Origin of the sequence: Burkholderia sp. GbtcB21 (assembly GCF_019091065.1) — a bacterium.
GTDB lineage: Bacteria > Pseudomonadota > Gammaproteobacteria > Burkholderiales > Burkholderiaceae > Burkholderia > Burkholderia pyrrocinia_C.
Genome location: NZ_JAGXKA010000016.1, coordinates 154,479 through 172,655, shown reverse-complemented (window position 1 = coordinate 172,655; position 18,177 = coordinate 154,479). Strand labels below are relative to the sequence as shown.

Genomic DNA, 18,177 nt, shown 5'->3' with positions numbered 1-18,177 from the left:
GGCCATGCCCGCGGCCGGGCGGCGCGCCGCGCGTAATCGCGGATGGCTCAACGCGCCTGGGTCGTGGCAAACTGCCGGTATGACTCCCTCCTTGCCATGAAAGCCAGCCTCCAACTCCGCCTGTCGCAACATCTGGCGCTGACGCCCCAGCTACAGCAGTCGATCCGGCTCCTGCAGTTGTCGACGCTCGAATTGCAGCAGGAAGTCGCGATGGCCGTCGCGCAGAACCCGCTGCTCGAGAACGACGACGAATGGATCGTGAGCCCGCTGCGCGTCGCGGCGGACGGATCGCTGATCGCGCAGACACCTTCCAGCCAGAATACCGAGCCGGCCCCGGCAAACAGCAGCAGCAGCACGTCAGGCGATCGCGCGGAGCGCGACGAGCCGGCCGGCGCGGACGAATACGACGGTTACGCGTCCGGCGACGGCAACGACGGCCCGCAATGGAATCTCGACGAATTCGGCCGCTCGAGCGGCGCGTCCGACGACGACGACCTCCCGCCGCTGCAGGTGCAGGAAGCCGCGACGTCGCTGCGCGACCACCTGTCCGCGCAGTTGCGCGTCACGCAGGCCAGCCCGCGCGATCGTGCGCTCGTGATGTTCCTGATCGAATCGCTCGACGACGACGGCTACCTGACCGCCACGCTCGACGAAGTGCTCGCCGACCTGCCGCCCGAGCTGGAGATCGACTGCGACGAACTGAACGCGGCGCTCGCGCTGCTGCACAGCTTCGACCCGGCCGGGGTCGGCGCCCGCTCGGCCTCCGAATGCCTGAAGCTGCAGCTGCTGCGCCTCGATCCGTCCCCGACGCGCACGCTCGCGCTCGAGATCGTGTCGCAGCATCTGGAGCTGCTCGCCGCACGCGACTTCACGCGATTGCGCAAGCACCTGAAGGCGAGCGACGACGCGCTGCGCGACGCGCACGCGCTGATCCGCTCGCTCGAGCCGTTCCCCGGCGCCGCGTACGGCAAGGCCGAGGCCGACTACGTCGTGCCCGACATCATCGTGAAGAAGGCCGGCCAGGGATGGCTCGCGGAGCTCAATCCGGAGGTCGTGCCGCGCCTGCGGATCAACAACCTCTACGCGAACATCCTGCGCAACAGCCGCGGTGATCCGTCGACCGGTTCGCTGAAACAGCAGCTTCAGGAAGCACGCTGGCTGATCAAGAACATCCAGCAGCGTTTCGACACGATCCTGCGTGTCGCGCAGGCTATTGTCGAGCGTCAAAAGAATTTCTTTGCACATGGCGAAATTGCCATGCGCCCCTTGGTTTTGCGGGAAATAGCTGATACGCTGGGCCTACACGAGTCGACTGTCAGCCGTGTGACAACCGGGAAGTACATGCTGACCCCGTTCGGGACGCTTGAATTTAAGTACTTCTTCGGATCTCACGTTTCGACCGACACCGGTGGCGCCGCCTCGTCGACCGCCATCCGAGCCCTCATCAAGCAACTGATAGGAGCTGAAGACCCAAAATCGCCACTTTCGGACAGCCGCATTGCCGAGCTGCTGGCAGAACAGGGTTTCGTGGTCGCGCGCCGCACGGTTGCCAAATATCGCGAAGCCCTCAAGATCCCGGCAGTGAATCTGCGCAAGTCTCTTTAGGCCTGCTGCCTGCCCGGCGGCAGGCGTGTTCCGGCCACCGCGCACACGGGGAACAGGCCGGGCGACCTGTCCGCAATACACCGCCTCCGTGCGGTACGGGCAAGTCGACCGGAGCGCCGCCTCGATGCGGCCGGGTGGTCACTCGCTTGGAGAAGCACTATGAACCTGAAGATCAGTGGACATCATCTCGAAGTCACGCCTGCAATTCGCGAATACGTGATCACCAAGCTGGACAGGGTGCTACGGCATAGCGATCAGGTGATCGATGGCACTGTGATCCTCTCGGTCGACAACCACAAGGAAAAGGACAAGCAGCAGCGCGCGGAAATCAATCTGCACCTGAAGGGCAAGGACATCTTCGTCGAAAGCGCGAACGGCAACCTGTACGCCGCGATCGATCTGCTGATCGACAAGCTGGATCGCCAGGTCGTCAAGCACATGGAGCGCCTGCAAACGCACGCGCACGACCCGATCAAGCTTCAACCGTCGATCGACCAGATCGAACTGCCGCCGCAATAACCGTCACCGCAACACGCACGCCGCCCGGTTCGCCGGGCGTTTTTTTTGCGACTCCGCGCCCGTGGTGCGACCGGTCCGTCCATGCTGCGCCACGCACGCGGCTGTGCTCTATAATGTCCCGGTTATCGCCGGGGGGCGTTGGGTGCGGTAGCTGCGTTGCAGGTTGCCGATACCAGATGCCTTGATATCGCCGAACATGGAAAATCAGTCTGCCGCCGCAAGGAGACCCCAGGCCGCCCAATCGCCTGCCAACATGAATCGCCTAGCCAAAATCCTGCCCATAGAGAACGTCGTCATCGACCTCTCGGTCACCAGCAAGAAACGCGTGTTCGAACAAGCCGGGCTGATGTTCGAAAATCAGAACGGCATCGCCCGCAGCACCGTCACGGACAACCTGTTCGCGCGCGAGCGCCTCGGCTCGACCGGGCTCGGCGAAGGCGTCGCGATTCCGCACGGGCGCATCAAGGGTCTCAAGCACCCGCTCGCCGCGTTCGTCCGGCTCGCCGATGCGATCCCGTTCGAAGCGCCCGACGGCCAGCCGGTCGGCCTCCTGATTTTCCTGCTCGTCCCCGAGCAAGCCACCCAGCAGCACCTCGAAATCCTGTCGGAAATCGCGCAACTGCTGTCCGATCGCGACGCGCGCGAGCGTCTGCACAACGAAACGGATATCGCCGAGTTGCATCGCCTGCTCACTCAGTGGCAACCTTGAGTTGATCCGGGCGGAATATTTTCCCTCACGAGGCGGCACGCGCCGCCGTCCAGGGCCGCCCGGCGCCGGCCCGGCATGGCGACGACCGTCGCCGCGCGCATGCACCGGCTCATTGGAGTGACGAGAGTCATGGATACGTCCAGCATCAACGCCCAGAGCATCTTCGACGACAACGCGGCCACGCTGAAACTGAGCTGGCTCACGGGGCATGAAGGCTGGGAGCGCGGCTTTTCGGCCGACACGGTCGGCAACGCGACGTCGAGCGCCGACCTCGTCGGCCACCTGAACCTGATCCACCCGAACCGGATCCAGGTGCTCGGCGAAGCCGAAATCGACTACTACCAGCGCCAGACCGACGAAGACCGCTCGCGCCACATGGCCGAGCTGATCGCGCTCGAACCGCCGTTCCTCGTCGTCGCCGGCGGCGCCGCGGCGCCGCCCGAACTCGTGCTGCGCTGCACGCGCTCGTCGACCCCGCTGTTCACGACGCCGATGTCGGCCGCCGCGGTGATCGACAGCCTGCGGCTCTACATGTCCCGCATCCTCGCGCCGCGCGCGACGCTGCACGGCGTATTCCTCGACATCCTCGGGATGGGCGTGCTGCTGACCGGCGATTCGGGCCTCGGCAAAAGCGAGCTCGGCCTCGAACTGATCAGCCGCGGCCACGGTCTCGTCGCCGACGACGCGGTCGACTTCGTCCGCCTTGGCCCCGATTTCGTCGAAGGGCGCTGCCCGCCGCTGCTGCAAAACCTGCTCGAAGTGCGCGGCCTCGGCCTGCTCGACATCAAGACGATCTTCGGCGAAACCGCCGTGCGGCGGAAAATGAAGCTGAAGCTGATCGTCCAGCTCGTGCGGCGCCCCGACGGCGAATTCCAGCGCCTGCCGCTCGAAAGCCAGACCGTCGACGTGCTCGGTTTGCCGATCAGCAAGGTCACGATCCAGGTTGCGGCCGGCCGCAACCTTGCGGTGCTCGTCGAGGCCGCCGTCCGGAACACGATCCTGCAGTTGCGCGGAATCGACACGTTGCGCGATTTCATGGATCGGCAACGACTCGCGATGCAAGATCCCGACAGTCAGTTCCCCGGCAAACTGGTGTAACCCGCACGCGCCGGCTGCGCAACGCCGACGCGTCGAGCCGGTGCTATGATGAAACGTCAGGATTCTCTGCTTCCCATGCGCATCGTCCTTATCACCGGCATCTCCGGCTCAGGCAAATCCGTCGCGCTGAACGCGCTCGAAGACGCAGGCTATTACTGCGTCGACAACCTGCCGCCGCATGTGCTCCCCGAACTCGCCCGCTACCTCGCCCAGGACGGCCAGCGCCGGCTCGCGGTCGCGATCGACGCGCGCTCGAGCGCATCGCTCGACGAAATGCCCGGCCTGATCCGCGAGCTGTCGCGCGATCACGACGTGCGCGTGCTGTTCCTCAACGCAAGCACCCAGGCGCTGATCCAGCGCTTCTCCGAAACGCGCCGCCGCCATCCGTTGTCCGGCTCGCTGTCGCACGATGCGGACGTCGGCCTGCTGTCGTCGCTCGAGGAAGCGATCGAGCGCGAACGCGACCTCGTCGCGCCGCTCGCCGAGTTCGGCCACCAGATCGATACGAGCACGCTGCGCGCGAACGTGCTGCGCACGTGGGTCAAGCGCTTCATCGAGCAGAAGAACAACGACCTGATGGTGATGTTCGAGTCGTTCGGCTTCAAGCGCGGCGTACCGCTCGACGCCGACCTGATGTTCGACGTGCGCGCGCTGCCGAATCCGTACTACGACCACGAGTTGCGCCCGCTCACCGGGCTCGACCAGCCGGTCATCGCCTTTCTCGACGCACTGCCGATCGTCCACCAGATGATCGACGACATCCATGCGTTCCTGTTGAAATGGCTGCCGCACTTCCGCGATGACAACCGCAGCTACCTGACCGTCGCCATCGGCTGCACCGGCGGCCAGCATCGCTCGGTGTTCATCGCGGAAACGCTCGCCGCGCGCCTCGCGCACGAGGCGAACGTGATCGTGCGGCATCGTGACGCGCCAGTGGATGTCGACGCGTCGTCGCGGCTCGTCTCCGAGGTCGACCGACCCTAGCGACACCCGCCCCTTCGTCAGCGCGCCATGTCCTCCCTATCGACCACCCTGATCGACCTGCCGCTGTTTCCGCTGCACACGGTGCTGTTTCCGGGAGGCCTGCTCCCGCTCAAGGTGTTCGAGGCACGCTACCTCGACATGTCCCGCGCGTGCCTGCGCGACAACGCACCGTTCGGCGTGTGCCTGCTGAAGAGCGGGCCCGAAGTCGCACAGGACGGCGCCGTGTCGGTGCCCGAAACCATCGGCTGCATGGCGCGCATCACCGAGTGCGATACCGGCGAATTCGGGATGCTGTATCTGCAGGCGGTCGGCACGCAGCGTTTCGAACTGCTGTCGTATCGCGTCGAAGGCAACGGTCTGCTGGTCGGCATCGCGGAACCGCTGCCCGACGATATCCCGCTCGAAGGCGAGCAGGCGCTCGCGCAGTTCGGCTCGTGCGCCGAGGTGCTGGAGCGCATCATCGACGCGCTGAAGAAATCCGAGCCGGGCAAGCTGCCGTTCGGCGAACCGTTCCGTCTCGACGATCCGAGCTGGGTGTCGAACCGCCTCGCGGAACTGCTGCCGCTCGACCTGCGCGCGCGGCAAAAGCTGATGGAATTTCCGGACGTCGGCGCACGCATCGACGCGGTGCATCACGTGCTCGACCGGCACGGCTGGCTGTAGGCGCCGCCGGACGGGGCTTCCTTCGGTGCGGAAAACCCGGGGCGGCCGGCGTTTTCTTTTCTCGAGCGCGCGGCCCGCGCCGCGCCCGTTCCCCTTCGTTACAGCAGCGGCCCGCTCAGTGCATCGAGCAGCTTGCGCACGGGCGCCGGCACGCCGTACGCATCGAGCCGGCTCAGCGACACCCACGCGGTCTCCGCGTCCCGTGCCTGCGACGGCAGGCCGCCGCCGTCCGCCATGTCGCTCAGCCGCGGCTCGATCTCGAGCCGAAAATGCGTGAACGTATGCGTGAACGGTGCAAGCGGCACCGGGCCGCCGCCGCCGAAGCCCTGCGCAAGTTCCGCGAGCGCCGCGTCGCCGTCGGCTTGCGGCAGGCACCACAAGCCGCCCCAGATGCCGGCCGGCGGCCGCCGCTCGAGCAGCACGGCGTCGCCGTCGCGCAGCACGAGCATCCAGGTCTTGCGTGTCGGCACGGCCTTCTTCGGCCGCGCGGCCGGCAGTTCGCGCTGCCGGCCCGTCGATTGCGCGACGCAGTCGCCCGCGAACGGGCAACGCGCGCAGTCGGGCTTGCCGCGCACGCACAGCGTCGCGCCGAGATCCATCAGCCCCTGCGTATAGGCGCTCACGTCCGCCGCATTCGCGGCGTCGGGCAACAGCGATTCGGCGAGCGCCCACATGTCGTTCTCGACGCGCTTCTCGCCCGGAAAGCCCTCGACGCCGAACACCCGCGCGAGCACGCGCTTCACGTTGCCGTCGAGGATCGTCGCGCGCGCGCCGTACGCAAACGACGCAATCGCCGCGGCCGTCGAGCGGCCGATGCCCGGCAGTTCGGCCAGCGCGTCGGGCGTCGCCGGAAACGCGCCGCCGTGCTCGGCGACGACGACCTGCGCGCAGCGGTGCAGGTTGCGCGCGCGCGAGTAGTAGCCGAGCCCCGCCCACAGCGCCATCACGTCGTCGACCGGCGCGGCCGCGAGCGCGGCGACGTCGGGGCAGCGTTCGAGAAATCGCGCGTAATACGGGATGACGGTCGACACCTGGGTCTGCTGCAGCATGATTTCCGACAACCAGATCCGGTACGGATCGCGGGTGTTCTGCCACGGCAGGTCGTGGCGGCCGTGCTCGCGTTGCCACGCGATCAGGCGCGTGGCGAACGTGCGGTGCAGCGGCGCGACGGGGAACGGAGCGGGGGCGATGCGGGGCGGCTTCAAGTTATCTAATCGCGGAAAGAGGTTTCAACGCTGGCAGGTCGCACAGAAATAGGTCGACCGCTGGCCCTGCACGATCTGGCGGATCGGCGTGCCGCATACGCGGCAAGGCTGGCCGGCACGGTCGTAGACGAAGCAGTCGAGCTGGAAATAGCCGCTTTCGCCGTTGCTGCCGACAAAATCGCGCAGCGTGCTGCCACCGCGCTCGATCGCATCGGCGAGCGTCGCGCGCACCGCGTCGGCCAGCCGCTCGTAGCGCGGCAGCGACACCTTGCCGGCGGCCGTCGTCGGCCGGATGCCGGCGCGAAACAGGCTCTCCGACGCATAGATGTTGCCGACGCCGACGACCATGTCGCCCGCGAGCAGCGCCTGCTTGACCGAGACCGTGCGGCCGCGCGTGCGCGCATGCAGCAGCGCGCCGGTAAACGCCGGCGAGAACGGCTCGACGCCGAGGCTCGCGAGAAGCGGATGCGCATGCACGTCGCCCGCTTCGCGCGGGTGCCACAGCACGGCGCCGAAGCGGCGCGGATCGCGGAACCGCAGTACGAATTCGTCGAAGATCCAGTCGATGTGATCGTGCTTCGCGGCGACCGGCACGCCGGCCGCCGGCAGCACGCGCAGCGTGCCCGTCATGCCGAGATGGACGATGAACCAGCCCGCGTCGACCTCGAACAGCAGGTATTTGCCGCGGCGCTCGACGGCGAGCACCTCGCGCGCGCGCAATTGCTCGGCGAGCCCCGCCGGCACGGGCCAGCGCAGCATCGCGGTACGGATGTCGACACGCTCGACGCGGCGGCCCGCGACAAAGGGCTCGATGCCCCGGCGCGTGACTTCGACTTCTGGCAACTCTGGCATGTTATACGGGTCTGAGGCTAGGGTCTGTTTGCATATGGAACGCGCATGCGTTGCCACGAGAACGGCCGCTCGCGAGGCGCGCGACGCCGCGAATACTGGACGTATTCGCAAGGAGCGCAACGCGGCGAGCGGCCGTTCTCGTGGCAACCCCAAATTAAAAAATTCATGTCACGGGAATGCCCGAAATCGCCCGCATAGCGGCGTCGCTCGTCGCTTGTTTGGCTCGCCAAACGGCGCTCCTCGCCTCTTGCTATGCGGGCGATTTCGGGCATTCGCATGTGCGTTCCATATGCAAACGGACCCTATCACGATCGTGCGTGTATTGTAGCGAGCGCGTTACAATCGGTTGAAACATCGAACGGATTTCCATGACTCTGCCCTCGAAGCTGCTTCAGAAGCGCCCCGCCGCCGCGCGCGGCGCGCGCGCCTTCCCGGTCCGTCGTGCACTCGGCGCCGCGCTGTTTGCCGCCTGGACCCTCACCGCCTTCCCGGCTCACGCGCAGGATCCGGCATCGGACGACGCGGAGCCGCAGGGCGCGTTCGAGCATGTGATGCCGGATGAGCAGAAGAATCTCCCCGGTGTCCCGCTGACGAGCCAGATCGTCTACCAGGTGCTCGCCGCCGAGGTCGCGCTCCAGCGCAACCAGCCGGCGCCGGCGTACCAGACCTACCTCGCGCTCGCCCGCGACACGCGCGATCCGCGCATGGCGCAGCGTGCGACCGAGATCGCGCTCGGTGCACAGAGCCCGGCCGACGCGCTGTCCGCCGCGAACCTGTGGCGCCAGTACGCACCGGATTCGAACCGGGCGTCGCAGGTCGACGCCGCGCTGCTGGTGCTCGCCGGCAAGCCGGCCGACGCGCAGCCGATGCTCGCGCGCGAGCTGGCCCGCGCAACCGGCGAGACGCGCGGGCCAGCGATCCTCGCGCTGCAGGCGCTGCTCGTGCGCGGCTCCGATCGCGTCGGCGGCCTCGCGGTGCTGAAGGACATGCTGAAGAACGACATGAACCGGCCCGAGGCGCAGCTCGCGATCGCGCGGCAGCAGCTCGCGGTCGACGACAAGGACGGCGCCGCGCAATCGCTGAAGCGAGCGCTGCAGCTCCGTCCCGACTACCTGCCGGCGGCGCTGATGCTGTCGCAGATGGGGCCGGCGGAACGCGCGGCGGGCATCGCGTCGTTCGAGAAATATGTTCAGCAGAATCCGAAGTCGCGCGACGCGCGGCTCGCGCTGTCGCAGCTCTATCTCGCCGACGATCGCCTCGACGACGCGCAGAAGCAGTTCGAGACGATGCGCAAGCTCGACTCGAAGGATCCGACGCCGCTGATGGCGCTCGCGCTGATCAAGATTCAGCAGAAGAAACTCGACGAAGCGACCGCCTACCTGAAGCAGTACGTGCAGCTCGGCGACAAGCAGCAGAACCTCGACGTCGGCCAGGGCTACATCTACCTCGCACAGATCGCGATCGACCAGAACAACGATGCACAGGCGTCGCAATGGCTCGACAAGGTCGACCAGACGAGCCAGCACTATCTCCCCGCACAGATCACGCGCGCGCAGCTGCTGCAGAAACAGGGCAAGACCGACGAGGCGCGCAAGGTGCTCGACGACCTGCCGATCACGGATCCGCGCGACGCGGCCGTGGTCGCGCGCACCGACGCGTCGATCCTGTTCACCGCGAAGCGCTATCCGGAAGCCGAGGCACGGCTCGGGCAGGCGGTCCAGGACTTCCCGGACGATCCCGACCTGCGCTACGACTACGCGATGGCGGCCGAAAAGACCGGCCACTACACGACGATGGAACAGCAGCTGCGCGAGCTGATCCGCACGCAGCCCGACAACCCGCAGGCGTACAACGCGCTCGGCTATTCGCTTGCCGACCGCAACCAGCGCCTGCCCGAAGCCAGCAAGCTGATCGACAAGGCGATGACGCTCGCGCCGAACGATGCCTACATCATGGACAGCCTCGGCTGGGTGAAGTACCGGATGGGCGACACGGCCGGCGCTACGAAGGTCCTGCGGCACGCGTACGAACTGCAGCCGAACGCCGAAATCGGTGCTCACCTCGGCGAAGTGCTGTGGAAGAGCGGCGCACAGGACGACGCGCGTTCCGCGTGGCGTGCCGCGCAGAAGCTCGAGCCCGACAACGAAACGCTCGTGCAGACGCTGAAGCGCCTGCAGATCAACGGTCTCTGATGCAGATGTTCCCGACGCTTTCCCTGTCCTCCCGCGCGCAGCGCACGCTGGCCGCGGCCGGCGCGGCGCTCGCGCTCGCCGGCTGCGCGAGCACGCCGCCGTCGGCAAGCGCGCCGACGGGCGCGGCGCTGCAGACCGCCGCGACGCACGCTTACCATGGCCGCTTCGCGGTGCAGTACGACGATCGTCTCGGCAGGCAGCAGAACGTGTACGGCAACTTCGACTGGCAGGAGCACGGCAACGACGTGTCGCTCGAGCTGCGCAGCCCGCTCGGCCAGACGCTCGCGGTCGTGAAATCGACGCCGCAGGCAGCGTCGCTCGAGTTGCCTAACCGACCGACGCAATATGCGACGGACGTCGGCGACCTGATGCAGCGAACGCTCGGCTTCGCACTGCCGCTCGCGGGCCTGCGCTACTGGCTGCTGCCGACGCCCGCGCCCGCGACGCCCGCGGAGACGGTACGCGATCCGGCCGACGACACGCACGTCAAGCAGATCCGCCAGGACGGCTGGACGATCGACTACCTTGCCTACGCGGACGCCCCGGCCACGGGCGTCAAACGCGTCAACCTCGTGCGCGCGACGCCGCCGCTCGACATCAAGCTCGTGCTCGATCAGTGAGCACGTGCGCCTAGCCTCGACATACGCATGACCGATTCGACCCGCTCGCTGCGCAACTGCCTTGCGCCCGCGAAACTCAACCTGTTCCTGCACATCACCGGCCGCCGCCCGAACGGCTATCACGATCTGCAGAGCGTGTTCCAGCTGCTGAACTGGGGTGACACGCTGCACTTCACGCTGCGCGACGACGGCCGCGTCGCGCGTGTCACCGACGTGCCCGGCGTGCCCGAGGAAAGCGATCTCGTCGTGCGCGCGGCCAACCTGCTGAAGGCGCACACTGGCACCGCACTCGGCGTCGACATCGAGATCGACAAGTGCCTGCCGATGGGCGCCGGCCTCGGCGGCGGCAGCTCCGACGCGGCAACGACGCTGCTCGCGCTGAACCGCCTGTGGCAACTCGACCTGCCGCGCACGGAACTTCAGTCGCTCGCGGTGAAACTCGGCGCAGACGTCCCGTTTTTTATTTTTGGAAAAAATGCGTTCGCAGAGGGTATCGGAGAAGAATTAGCTGAGGTAGAATTGCCGACTCGCTGGTTCTTGGTTGTGACGCCACGCGTTCATGTCCCGACCGCTGAAATATTTTCAGATGAGTTGTTGACAAGAGATTCGAAGCCCGTCACAATTGCTGACTTTCTTGCACAGCAAAACAGCGATGCGGGATGGCCAGACAGCTTCGGCCGGAACGATATGCAGCAAGTTGTGACAAGTAAGTACGCGGAAGTTGCGCAGGTGGTCAAATGGTTGTATGATGTGACCCCCGCGAGGATGACCGGATCCGGAGCAAGCGTGTTTGCAGCGTTTCGCAGCAAACACGAGGCAGAAGCGGCGAAAGCCAAGCTGCCCGCCAGTTGGAACGGCGCAGTTGCCGAGAGCCTGAACGAGCATCCGCTCTTCGCTTTCGCGTCATGAAGTTTTACTTTGCCGGATGGCCTACACGAGTCCGGTGAAGTTATCAGTTAAGTGTAGGGGAGTCGCCAAGTTGGTCAAGGCACCGGATTTTGATTCCGGCATGCGAGGGTTCGAGTCCTTCCTCCCCTGCCAAAAATTTTCCCGCATTTCCCGCCTAAGCCTGAAGCAGGTGCACGATGAGCAGCCATGACGGCCTGATGGTTTTTACTGGCAACGCGAATCCCGCGCTCGCCCAGGAAGTCGTCAACATTCTTGGAATTCCCCTCGGCAAAGCAATGGTCAGCCGTTTCTCCGACGGCGAGATCCAGGTCGAGATCCAGGAAAACGTGCGTGGCAAGGACGTCTTCGTCCTGCAATCCACGTGCGCGCCGGCGAACGACAACCTGATGGAACTGATGATCATGGTCGACGCGCTCAAGCGCGCATCGGCCGGCCGGATCACTGCAGCCATCCCCTACTTCGGCTACGCCCGTCAGGATCGCCGCCCGCGTTCGGCGCGCGTCGCGATCTCGGCGAAGGTCGTCGCGAACATGCTGGAAATCGCCGGCGTCGAGCGGATCATCACGATGGATCTGCACGCCGACCAGATTCAAGGCTTCTTCGACATCCCGGTCGACAACATCTACGCAACGCCGATCCTGCTGGGCGACCTGCGCAAGCAGAACTACTCGGATCTGCTCGTCGTGTCGCCGGACGTCGGCGGCGTGGTGCGTGCCCGGGCACTCGCGAAGCAGCTCAACTGCGATCTCGCGATCATCGACAAGCGTCGTCCGAAGGCGAACGTCGCCGAAGTGATGAACATCATCGGTGAAGTCGAAGGCCGCACCTGCGTGATCATGGACGACATGGTCGATACGGCCGGCACGCTCTGCAAGGCCGCGCAAGTGCTGAAGGACCGCGGTGCGAAGCAGGTGTTCGCGTACGCGACGCACCCCGTGCTGTCGGGCGGCGCCGCCGACCGCATCGCCGCATCGGCACTCGACGAGCTGGTCGTCACCGATACGATCCCGCTGTCGGCCGAATCGCTGGCGTGCTCGAAGATCCGCTCGCTGACGAGCGCGAGCCTGCTGGCCGAGACGTTCTCGCGGATCCGCCGCGGCGATTCGGTGATGTCGCTGTTCGCGGAATCCTGATCGCGAGTCGACACAAGAAAGCATGCGCAGAAAGCGAAGCGGCAACGCTTCGCTTTTTGCACAATCGGACGGGATAGACGAAACCCCGCCGTTTCATCGGGGGCCGCCGTTTGACGGCCCCGTTTTACTGCCTGGTCGCGGGCAGCCATTGGAGAATCACATGAAAGTCGTCGCTTTCGAGCGCCAACAGCAAGGTACGGGTGCGAGCCGCCGCCTGCGCAACGCCGGTAAGACCACGGGCATCGTTTACGGTGGCGAAGCAGCCCCGCAAAAGATCGAACTCGATCACAACGCCCTGTGGCACGCCCTGAAGAAGGAAGCCTTCCACTCGTCGATCCTCGACCTCGAAGTGGCCGGCCAGTCGCAGCAGGTTCTGCTGCGCGACGTGCAATACCACCCGTTCAAGCAACTGGTGCTGCACGTGGACTTCCAGCGCGTTGACGCGAAGAAGAAGCTGCACACGAAGGTGCCGCTGCACTTCCTGAACGCCGAAGTCAGCCCGGCCGTGAAGCTGTCGAGCGCGGTCGTGTCGCACGTCGCGACGGAAATCGAAATCGAGTGCCTGCCGGCTGCGCTGCCGGAGTTCCTCGAAGTCGACCTGTCGAAGATCGAAGCCGGTCAGTCGCTGCACGCGAAGGACATCACGCTGCCGAAGGGCGTCGCGCTGGTCGCGCACATCGATGCGGAAAACCCGGTTGTCGCATCGGCGACGGTCCCGGCTGGTGCCGTGTCGGACGCAGCAGGCGAAGGCGAAACGCCGGCTGCCTAAGCGGCTGCCTACGCGCCCGATCGATCCGTTTCACGAAACGGTCGACGCAACCCGCCGCGGCTTGCCCGGCGGGTTTTTCTTTTTCTGCGCCCAGGCGGCAGCCGCCGCCTTCGAAACGTCATGATCAAACTGATCGTCGGCCTCGGCAATCCCGGGGCGGAATACACCGCGACGCGCCACAACGCCGGCTTCTGGCTGATCGACCAGCTCGCCCGCGAGGCAGGCACGACGCTGCGCGACGAGCGCCGCTTCCACGGCTTCTACGCGAAAGCACGCCTGCACGGCGAGGAAGTGCACCTGCTCGAGCCGCAGACCTACATGAACCGCTCCGGCCAGTCGGTCGTCGCGCTCGCGCAATTCTTCAAGATCCTGCCCGACCAGATTCTCGTCGCGCACGACGAGCTCGACCTGCCGCCCGGCACCGTGAAGCTGAAGCTCGGCGGCGGCAGCGGCGGCCACAACGGCCTCAAGGACATCTCCGCACACCTGTCGACGCAGCATTACTGGCGGCTGCGGATCGGCATCGGCCATCCGCGCGACCTGATTCCGGAAAGCGCGCGCGCCGGCGCGAAGCCCGACGTCGCGAACTTCGTGCTGAAGCCGCCGCGCCGCGAGGAACAGGACGTGATCGACGCGTCGATCGAACGCGCGCTCGCGGTGATGCCGATGGTCGTCAAGGGCGAACTCGACCGCGCGACGATGCAGCTGCATCGCAACTGACCGCGCATCGCACCGGCCCGGTGCATGGGGCCGTCCGGCGTCGCCGGGCGGCACCGCCCTCCCCACCTTGACGCGCACATGCGGTAATCTCGTCGTTTTGCCCGACAGGAGCCAAGCGGTGAGCCGTTACTGGAGCGACGTCGTTCAGCAACTCGTGCCTTATGTGCCGGGCGAACAGCCCGCGCTCGCGCACCCCGTCAAGCTGAACACCAACGAGAATCCCTATCCGCCGTCGCCGCGCGTCGTCGCGGCGATCGCACGCGAACTCGGCGAGACCGGCGACACGCTGCGCCGCTATCCGGATCCGGTCGCGCGCGCGCTGCGCGAGACGGTCGCGGCCCATCACAGCATCAAGCCCGAACAGGTGTTCGTCGGCAACGGCTCCGACGAGGTGCTCGCGCACACGTTCCAGGCGCTGCTGAAGCACGACCGGCCGCTGCGGTTTCCCGACATCACGTACAGCTTCTATCCGACCTACGCTCGCCTGTACGGCGTACAGACCACGGTCGTGCCGCTCGCGGACGACTTCTCGATCCGCGTCGACGACTATCTCGACGACGCCGGCGGCGTGCTGTTTCCGAACCCGAATGCGCCGACCGGGCGCGCGCTGCCGCTCGCGGACGTCGAGCGGATCGCGGCCGCGAATCCGTCGTCGGTCGTCGTGATCGACGAGGCCTATGTCGATTTCGGCGCGCAGTCCGCGATTACGCTGATCGACCGCCATCCGAACCTGCTGGTCGTGCACACGACGTCGAAGGCGCGCTCGCTCGCGGGCATGCGCGTCGGCTTCGCGTTCGGCGATGCGGCACTGATCGACGCGCTGAACCGCGTGAAGGACAGCTTCAACTCCTATCCGCTCGACCGGCTCGCTCAGGTCGCCGCGCAGGCCGCGTACGAGGACACCGACTATTTCGACGCGACCTGCCGGCGCGTGATCGACAGCCGGACGCGGCTCACGCACGCGCTCGACGCGCTCGGCTTCGACGTCGTGCCGTCGGCCGCGAATTTCGTGTTCGCGCGCCATCCCGCGCACGATGCGGGCGCGATCGCGGCAAAGCTGAAGGAACGGGAAATTTTCGTGCGGCACTTCCGGCTGCCGCGGATCGACCAGCATCTGCGCATCACCGTCGGCACCGACGCCGAATGCGATGCGCTCGTCGCGGCGCTGCGCGAGCTGCTTGCCTAACGAAGAACCGGCGCCGGACGGCGCCGCTCGGGAAGCGTGACGCGTGCGCCGATAAACCAAAGCGCGCGCGTCACCGCAGGGTCACGACGCGTCGTCGCCCTTCCCGGCGATCAACGCGTGATACTTCTCCATCAATTGCGCGTGCGATTCGTCATGCTGCGGATCGCGCGGAATGCATTCGACCGGACACACCTGCTGGCACTGCGGTTCGTCGAAATGGCCGACGCACTCGGTGCACTTGTTCGGGTCGATCACGTAGATATCCGGGCCCATCGAAATCGCGCCGTTCGGGCACTCGGGCTCGCACACGTCGCAATTGATGCACTCGTCGGTAATCATCAAAGCCATACTGATCTCACTTCTTCAGGCCGGCGGCCGGCTTCGCAACGAAACCGGCCGGCGCCGCGTCACGCGGCAGGGCCTCCCATCGCGGCGACTTTCTCGGTCAGCCATTTCTCGACGGACGGGAACACGAACTTGCTGACATCGCCGCCCAACTGCGCGATTTCGCGCACGATCGTTCCCGAGATGAACTGGTACTGATCGGACGGCGTCATGAACATCGTCTCGACGTCGGGCAGCAGGTAGCGGTTCATCCCCGCCATCTGGAACTCATATTCGAAATCGGACACGGCGCGCAGGCCGCGCACGATCACGCGTGCGTTGTTGGTGCGGACAAAGTCCTTCAGGAGACCGGTGAAACTCATCACCTTCACGTTCGGATAATGGCCGAGCACCTCGTTCGCAATCGTCAGACGTTCTTCGAGCGAGAAGAACGGCTTTTTCGCGCGACTGTCGGCGACACCGACCACCAGCGTATCAAAAATGCTCGACGCACGCCGCACGAGGTCTTCGTGCCCGCGCGTCAGCGGATCGAACGTACCGGGATACACGGCGACTACCATGTCGCTCCTCCTGTCATCACGCAAACGGGATGGCAGCGGTGCGATGCGCACGCCACTGCCGAGATGGGCATGCGTCGCCTTTGCGGCGCGCCGCCTCGTATGGAACGCGCATTATTCATCATTTTCGCGCCGCAGCAAATGATAGTGAACCGCACCGGCCTTGCCGTGCTTCACGACCTGCCAGCCCGCGAGCGCGTCGTGTGCGGCCGGATCGAGTTCAGCCCCCGTCTCGACGTAAAGCGCACCGTCCGCCGCGACGAGCGGCGCCGACAGCGCGATCGCGCGCTCCAGCGCGGCCGGATCGCCGAACGGCGGATCGAGAAACACGACGTCGAACGCGCCCGGCGTGAGCCCGGCCGCGAGCCGCAACGCATCGGCTTCGGCGACTTCGACCGTGCGGGCGCCGAGCTTGTCCTTGATCGCACGCAGTTGCTGCGCGGCGCGCGGATGGCGTTCGACCATCACGACGCTCGCCGCGCCGCGCGACGCGGCCTCGAAGCCGAGCGCGCCGGTGCCCGCGAACAGGTCGAGGCAGCGCCGGCCTTCGAGATCCTGGCCGAGCCAGTTGAACAGCGTCTCGCGCACGCGATCGGGCGTCGGCCGCAGGCCGTCGAGATCGAGCACCGCGAGCGGAGTGCGTTTCCAGTCGCCGCCGATGATGCGGATCGTGTGCGGCTTGCCGCGGCCAGGAGGGGCCGCCGGGCGGCCGGGAGAGGAACGGGACATACGGAATATAGGCAACGGAGGGACCGGGCGCGCGCAGGGCGCACCGCCAAACAGGCGCACGTTACCACAGCGGCGACGCGCACTGACGCGAGCGCCACGCCGCACTGATAAAATGCACGGTTTCGGCCGCCGTGCGCCGCGCCCGCGCGAACGCAGAACGGCCCGTCCGGCGCCCCGCTTCTGGCGGCGGCCCCCCTCTTCCCGACGTCAGACCATGTTCAGCTTCTTCAAACGATTCAAGAAAACGCAGGAGCCCGATCCCGCGGAATCGCAATCGGCCGACGCGCAGCAAACGGACGAGCCGTCCGATGCGCCCGTGCTCGAGGCTCCGCCCGCGGCCGACGTGCCGCAGGCGCCCGTGCAACCGGCCGCGCCGGCCGTCGTGATGACGGTCACGCCGACCAACGACGGCCGCGACGAAGTCGTCGAGACGGTCGAGATCGTCCCGCCGCCGCTGCAGGACGCATCCGCGAAGAAATCGTGGCTTGCGCGCCTGAAAACGGGGCTCGCGAAAACGGGCAACAGCATCACCGGCGTATTCGTCAACACGAAGATCGACGAGGATCTGTACGAGGAACTCGAAACCGCGCTGCTGATGTCCGACGCGGGCGTCGACGCGACCGAGTACCTGCTCGACGCACTGCGCGAAAAGGTACGCACCGGCCGGCTGACCGACCCGCAGCAGGTGAAGGGTGCGCTGCACGACCTGCTCGTCGAGCTGCTGAAGCCGCTCGAGAAATCGCTGATGCTCGGCCGCGCGCAGCCCCTCGTGATGATGATCACCGGCGTGAACGGCGCGGGCAAGACCACCAGCATCGGCAAGCTCGCGAAGCATCTGCAGAGCTTCGACCAGTCGGTGCTGCTGGCCGCGGGCGACACGTTCCGCGCGGCCGCGCGCGAACAGCTGGCGGTCTGGGGCGAGCGCAACAACGTGACGGTCGTGCAGCAGGAAAGCGGCGATCCGGCCGCGGTGATCTTCGACGCGGTCAGCGCCGCGCGCGCACGCAAGATCGACGTGATGATGGCCGACACGGCCGGTCGCCTGCCGACGCAGCTCCACCTGATGGAAGAGCTGAAGAAGGTGAAGCGCGTGATCTCGAAGGCGCACGACGGCTCGCCGCACGAAGTGCTGCTGGTGATCGACGCGAACACCGGCCAGAACGCGCTCACGCAGGTGAAGGCATTCGACGACGCGCTCGGCCTCACGGGCCTCATCGTCACGAAGCTCGACGGCACCGCGAAGGGCGGGATTCTCGCCGCGATCGCGCGGCAGCGCCCGGTGCCCGTCTACTTCATCGGTGTCGGCGAGAAGGTCGAGGACCTGCAGCCGTTCAGCGCCGTGGAATTCGCGGACGCGCTGCTCGGCTGAACGCCGCCGGCCC

The 18,177-nt window shown here is 66.4% G+C and carries 19 protein-coding genes and 1 tRNA gene; 15 read left to right on the top strand and 5 right to left on the bottom strand.

Features of this window, described 5'->3' with window-relative positions:
- The first annotated feature begins 96 nt into the window (after positions 1 to 96).
- From KVT39_RS29695 to KVT39_RS29670, 6 genes are all read left to right on the top strand, one after another.
- Positions 97 to 1,605: an RNA polymerase factor sigma-54 gene (locus KVT39_RS29695; protein WP_217590808.1), complete on the top strand. Its 1,509-nt coding sequence runs from the start codon at positions 97 to 99 to the stop codon at positions 1,603 to 1,605.
- A gap of 159 nt (positions 1,606 to 1,764) precedes the next feature.
- Positions 1,765 to 2,124 carry a ribosome-associated translation inhibitor RaiA gene (gene raiA, locus KVT39_RS29690; RefSeq protein WP_006477786.1) on the top strand — a complete coding sequence of 120 codons (360 nt, stop codon included), beginning with the start codon at positions 1,765 to 1,767 and terminating at the stop codon, positions 2,122 to 2,124.
- A 196-nt stretch (positions 2,125 to 2,320) separates the two neighbouring features.
- The gene (locus KVT39_RS29685; protein ID WP_034195643.1) at positions 2,321 to 2,833 is read left to right on the top strand and encodes a PTS sugar transporter subunit IIA; all 513 of its coding nucleotides are present in this window, start codon (positions 2,321 to 2,323) and stop codon (positions 2,831 to 2,833) included.
- Positions 2,834 to 2,962: 129 nt separating this feature from the next.
- On the top strand, positions 2,963 to 3,931 hold the full coding sequence (hprK, locus tag KVT39_RS29680; protein WP_006483133.1) for an HPr(Ser) kinase/phosphatase: 969 nt from the start codon (positions 2,963 to 2,965) through the stop codon (positions 3,929 to 3,931).
- 75 nt (positions 3,932 to 4,006) lie between these two features.
- Positions 4,007 to 4,915, top strand: a complete 909-nt coding sequence (gene rapZ / locus KVT39_RS29675; protein WP_034179062.1) for an RNase adapter RapZ — start codon at positions 4,007 to 4,009, stop codon at positions 4,913 to 4,915.
- Positions 4,916 to 4,942: 27 nt separating this feature from the next.
- Positions 4,943 to 5,578: an LON peptidase substrate-binding domain-containing protein gene (locus tag KVT39_RS29670; RefSeq protein WP_034179063.1), complete on the top strand. Its 636-nt coding sequence runs from the start codon at positions 4,943 to 4,945 to the stop codon at positions 5,576 to 5,578.
- Between the two features lie 98 nt (positions 5,579 to 5,676).
- Here the strand turns inward: KVT39_RS29670 and mutY are convergent, their stop codons facing one another.
- Positions 5,677 to 6,783 (bottom strand): A/G-specific adenine glycosylase, encoded by a 1,107-nt coding sequence (gene mutY / locus KVT39_RS29665; protein WP_217590807.1) that lies wholly within the window; start codon positions 6,781 to 6,783, stop codon positions 5,677 to 5,679.
- Positions 6,784 to 6,807: 24 nt separating this feature from the next.
- Positions 6,808 to 7,635: a bifunctional DNA-formamidopyrimidine glycosylase/DNA-(apurinic or apyrimidinic site) lyase gene (gene mutM / locus KVT39_RS29660; RefSeq protein ID WP_072444687.1), complete on the bottom strand. Its 828-nt coding sequence runs from the start codon at positions 7,633 to 7,635 to the stop codon at positions 6,808 to 6,810.
- A 368-nt stretch (positions 7,636 to 8,003) separates the two neighbouring features.
- Between mutM and KVT39_RS29655 the strand changes: the two genes are divergently transcribed.
- The 8 genes from KVT39_RS29655 to hisC all read left to right on the top strand — a co-directional run bounded on the left by KVT39_RS29655 (position 8,004) and on the right by hisC (position 15,164).
- Positions 8,004 to 9,827 carry a tetratricopeptide repeat protein gene (locus KVT39_RS29655; RefSeq protein WP_034179066.1) on the top strand — a complete coding sequence of 608 codons (1,824 nt, stop codon included), beginning with the start codon at positions 8,004 to 8,006 and terminating at the stop codon, positions 9,825 to 9,827.
- Positions 9,827 to 10,447 carry a lipoprotein insertase outer membrane protein LolB gene (gene lolB / locus KVT39_RS29650; protein WP_217590806.1) on the top strand — a complete coding sequence of 207 codons (621 nt, stop codon included), beginning with the start codon at positions 9,827 to 9,829 and terminating at the stop codon, positions 10,445 to 10,447. Before KVT39_RS29655 ends, lolB begins: the two co-directional genes overlap by 1 nt.
- Before the next feature lie 27 nt (positions 10,448 to 10,474).
- Positions 10,475 to 11,356 carry a 4-(cytidine 5'-diphospho)-2-C-methyl-D-erythritol kinase gene (gene ispE / locus KVT39_RS29645; protein WP_175750332.1) on the top strand — a complete coding sequence of 294 codons (882 nt, stop codon included), beginning with the start codon at positions 10,475 to 10,477 and terminating at the stop codon, positions 11,354 to 11,356.
- A 55-nt stretch (positions 11,357 to 11,411) separates the two neighbouring features.
- Positions 11,412 to 11,488, top strand: a tRNA-Gln gene (locus KVT39_RS29640).
- A 44-nt stretch (positions 11,489 to 11,532) separates the two neighbouring features.
- Entirely contained in the window at positions 11,533 to 12,489 is a 957-nt protein-coding gene (locus tag KVT39_RS29635; protein ID WP_034179069.1) for a ribose-phosphate pyrophosphokinase, read from the top strand.
- 160 nt (positions 12,490 to 12,649) lie between these two features.
- Positions 12,650 to 13,258, top strand: coding sequence for a 50S ribosomal protein L25/general stress protein Ctc (locus KVT39_RS29630; RefSeq protein WP_175750333.1), 609 nt, complete (start codon positions 12,650 to 12,652; stop codon positions 13,256 to 13,258).
- Positions 13,259 to 13,378: 120 nt separating this feature from the next.
- Entirely contained in the window at positions 13,379 to 13,978 is a 600-nt protein-coding gene (gene pth / locus KVT39_RS29625) for an aminoacyl-tRNA hydrolase (RefSeq protein WP_034179071.1), read from the top strand.
- 118 nt (positions 13,979 to 14,096) lie between these two features.
- Positions 14,097 to 15,164 carry a histidinol-phosphate transaminase gene (gene hisC / locus KVT39_RS29620; protein ID WP_217590805.1) on the top strand — a complete coding sequence of 356 codons (1,068 nt, stop codon included), beginning with the start codon at positions 14,097 to 14,099 and terminating at the stop codon, positions 15,162 to 15,164.
- A gap of 81 nt (positions 15,165 to 15,245) precedes the next feature.
- On the opposite strand, the gene KVT39_RS29615 is transcribed toward hisC, so the two are convergent.
- The 3 genes from KVT39_RS29615 to rsmD all read right to left on the bottom strand — a co-directional run bounded on the left by KVT39_RS29615 (position 15,246) and on the right by rsmD (position 16,795).
- Positions 15,246 to 15,512 carry a YfhL family 4Fe-4S dicluster ferredoxin gene (locus KVT39_RS29615; protein WP_034179073.1) on the bottom strand — a complete coding sequence of 89 codons (267 nt, stop codon included), beginning with the start codon at positions 15,510 to 15,512 and terminating at the stop codon, positions 15,246 to 15,248.
- A gap of 59 nt (positions 15,513 to 15,571) precedes the next feature.
- Complete coding sequence (gene coaD / locus KVT39_RS29610) at positions 15,572 to 16,069, bottom strand: pantetheine-phosphate adenylyltransferase (RefSeq protein ID WP_031403077.1); 498 nt, start codon at positions 16,067 to 16,069, stop codon at positions 15,572 to 15,574.
- Between the two features lie 111 nt (positions 16,070 to 16,180).
- Complete coding sequence (gene rsmD, locus KVT39_RS29605; RefSeq protein WP_034179074.1) at positions 16,181 to 16,795, bottom strand: 16S rRNA (guanine(966)-N(2))-methyltransferase RsmD; 615 nt, start codon at positions 16,793 to 16,795, stop codon at positions 16,181 to 16,183.
- Positions 16,796 to 17,009: 214 nt separating this feature from the next.
- On the opposite strand from rsmD, the gene ftsY reads away from it, so the two are divergent.
- Entirely contained in the window at positions 17,010 to 18,164 is a 1,155-nt protein-coding gene (gene ftsY / locus KVT39_RS29600) for a signal recognition particle-docking protein FtsY (RefSeq protein WP_105393312.1), read from the top strand.
- Positions 18,165 to 18,177: the final 13 nt, after the last annotated feature.

Coding starts and splice junctions, on each gene's coding strand:
- KVT39_RS29615 (WP_034179073.1), bottom strand. CDS start 15,512: ATGGCTTTGATGATTACCGACGAGTGCATCAATTGCGACGTGTGCGAG.
- mutM (WP_072444687.1), bottom strand. CDS start 7,635: ATGCCAGAGTTGCCAGAAGTCGAAGTCACGCGCCGGGGCATCGAGCCC.
- rapZ (WP_034179062.1), top strand. CDS start 4,007: ATGCGCATCGTCCTTATCACCGGCATCTCCGGCTCAGGCAAATCCGTC.
- KVT39_RS29635 (WP_034179069.1), top strand. CDS start 11,533: ATGAGCAGCCATGACGGCCTGATGGTTTTTACTGGCAACGCGAATCCC.
- KVT39_RS29670 (WP_034179063.1), top strand. CDS start 4,943: ATGTCCTCCCTATCGACCACCCTGATCGACCTGCCGCTGTTTCCGCTG.
- KVT39_RS29685 (WP_034195643.1), top strand. CDS start 2,321: ATGGAAAATCAGTCTGCCGCCGCAAGGAGACCCCAGGCCGCCCAATCG.
- KVT39_RS29630 (WP_175750333.1), top strand. CDS start 12,650: ATGAAAGTCGTCGCTTTCGAGCGCCAACAGCAAGGTACGGGTGCGAGC.
- ftsY (WP_105393312.1), top strand. CDS start 17,010: ATGTTCAGCTTCTTCAAACGATTCAAGAAAACGCAGGAGCCCGATCCC.
- pth (WP_034179071.1), top strand. CDS start 13,379: ATGATCAAACTGATCGTCGGCCTCGGCAATCCCGGGGCGGAATACACC.
- hprK (WP_006483133.1), top strand. CDS start 2,963: ATGGATACGTCCAGCATCAACGCCCAGAGCATCTTCGACGACAACGCG.
- ispE (WP_175750332.1), top strand. CDS start 10,475: ATGACCGATTCGACCCGCTCGCTGCGCAACTGCCTTGCGCCCGCGAAA.
- KVT39_RS29695 (WP_217590808.1), top strand. CDS start 97: ATGAAAGCCAGCCTCCAACTCCGCCTGTCGCAACATCTGGCGCTGACG.
- raiA (WP_006477786.1), top strand. CDS start 1,765: ATGAACCTGAAGATCAGTGGACATCATCTCGAAGTCACGCCTGCAATT.
- rsmD (WP_034179074.1), bottom strand. CDS start 16,795: ATGTCCCGTTCCTCTCCCGGCCGCCCGGCGGCCCCTCCTGGCCGCGGC.
- lolB (WP_217590806.1), top strand. CDS start 9,827: ATGCAGATGTTCCCGACGCTTTCCCTGTCCTCCCGCGCGCAGCGCACG.
- KVT39_RS29655 (WP_034179066.1), top strand. CDS start 8,004: ATGACTCTGCCCTCGAAGCTGCTTCAGAAGCGCCCCGCCGCCGCGCGC.
- coaD (WP_031403077.1), bottom strand. CDS start 16,069: ATGGTAGTCGCCGTGTATCCCGGTACGTTCGATCCGCTGACGCGCGGG.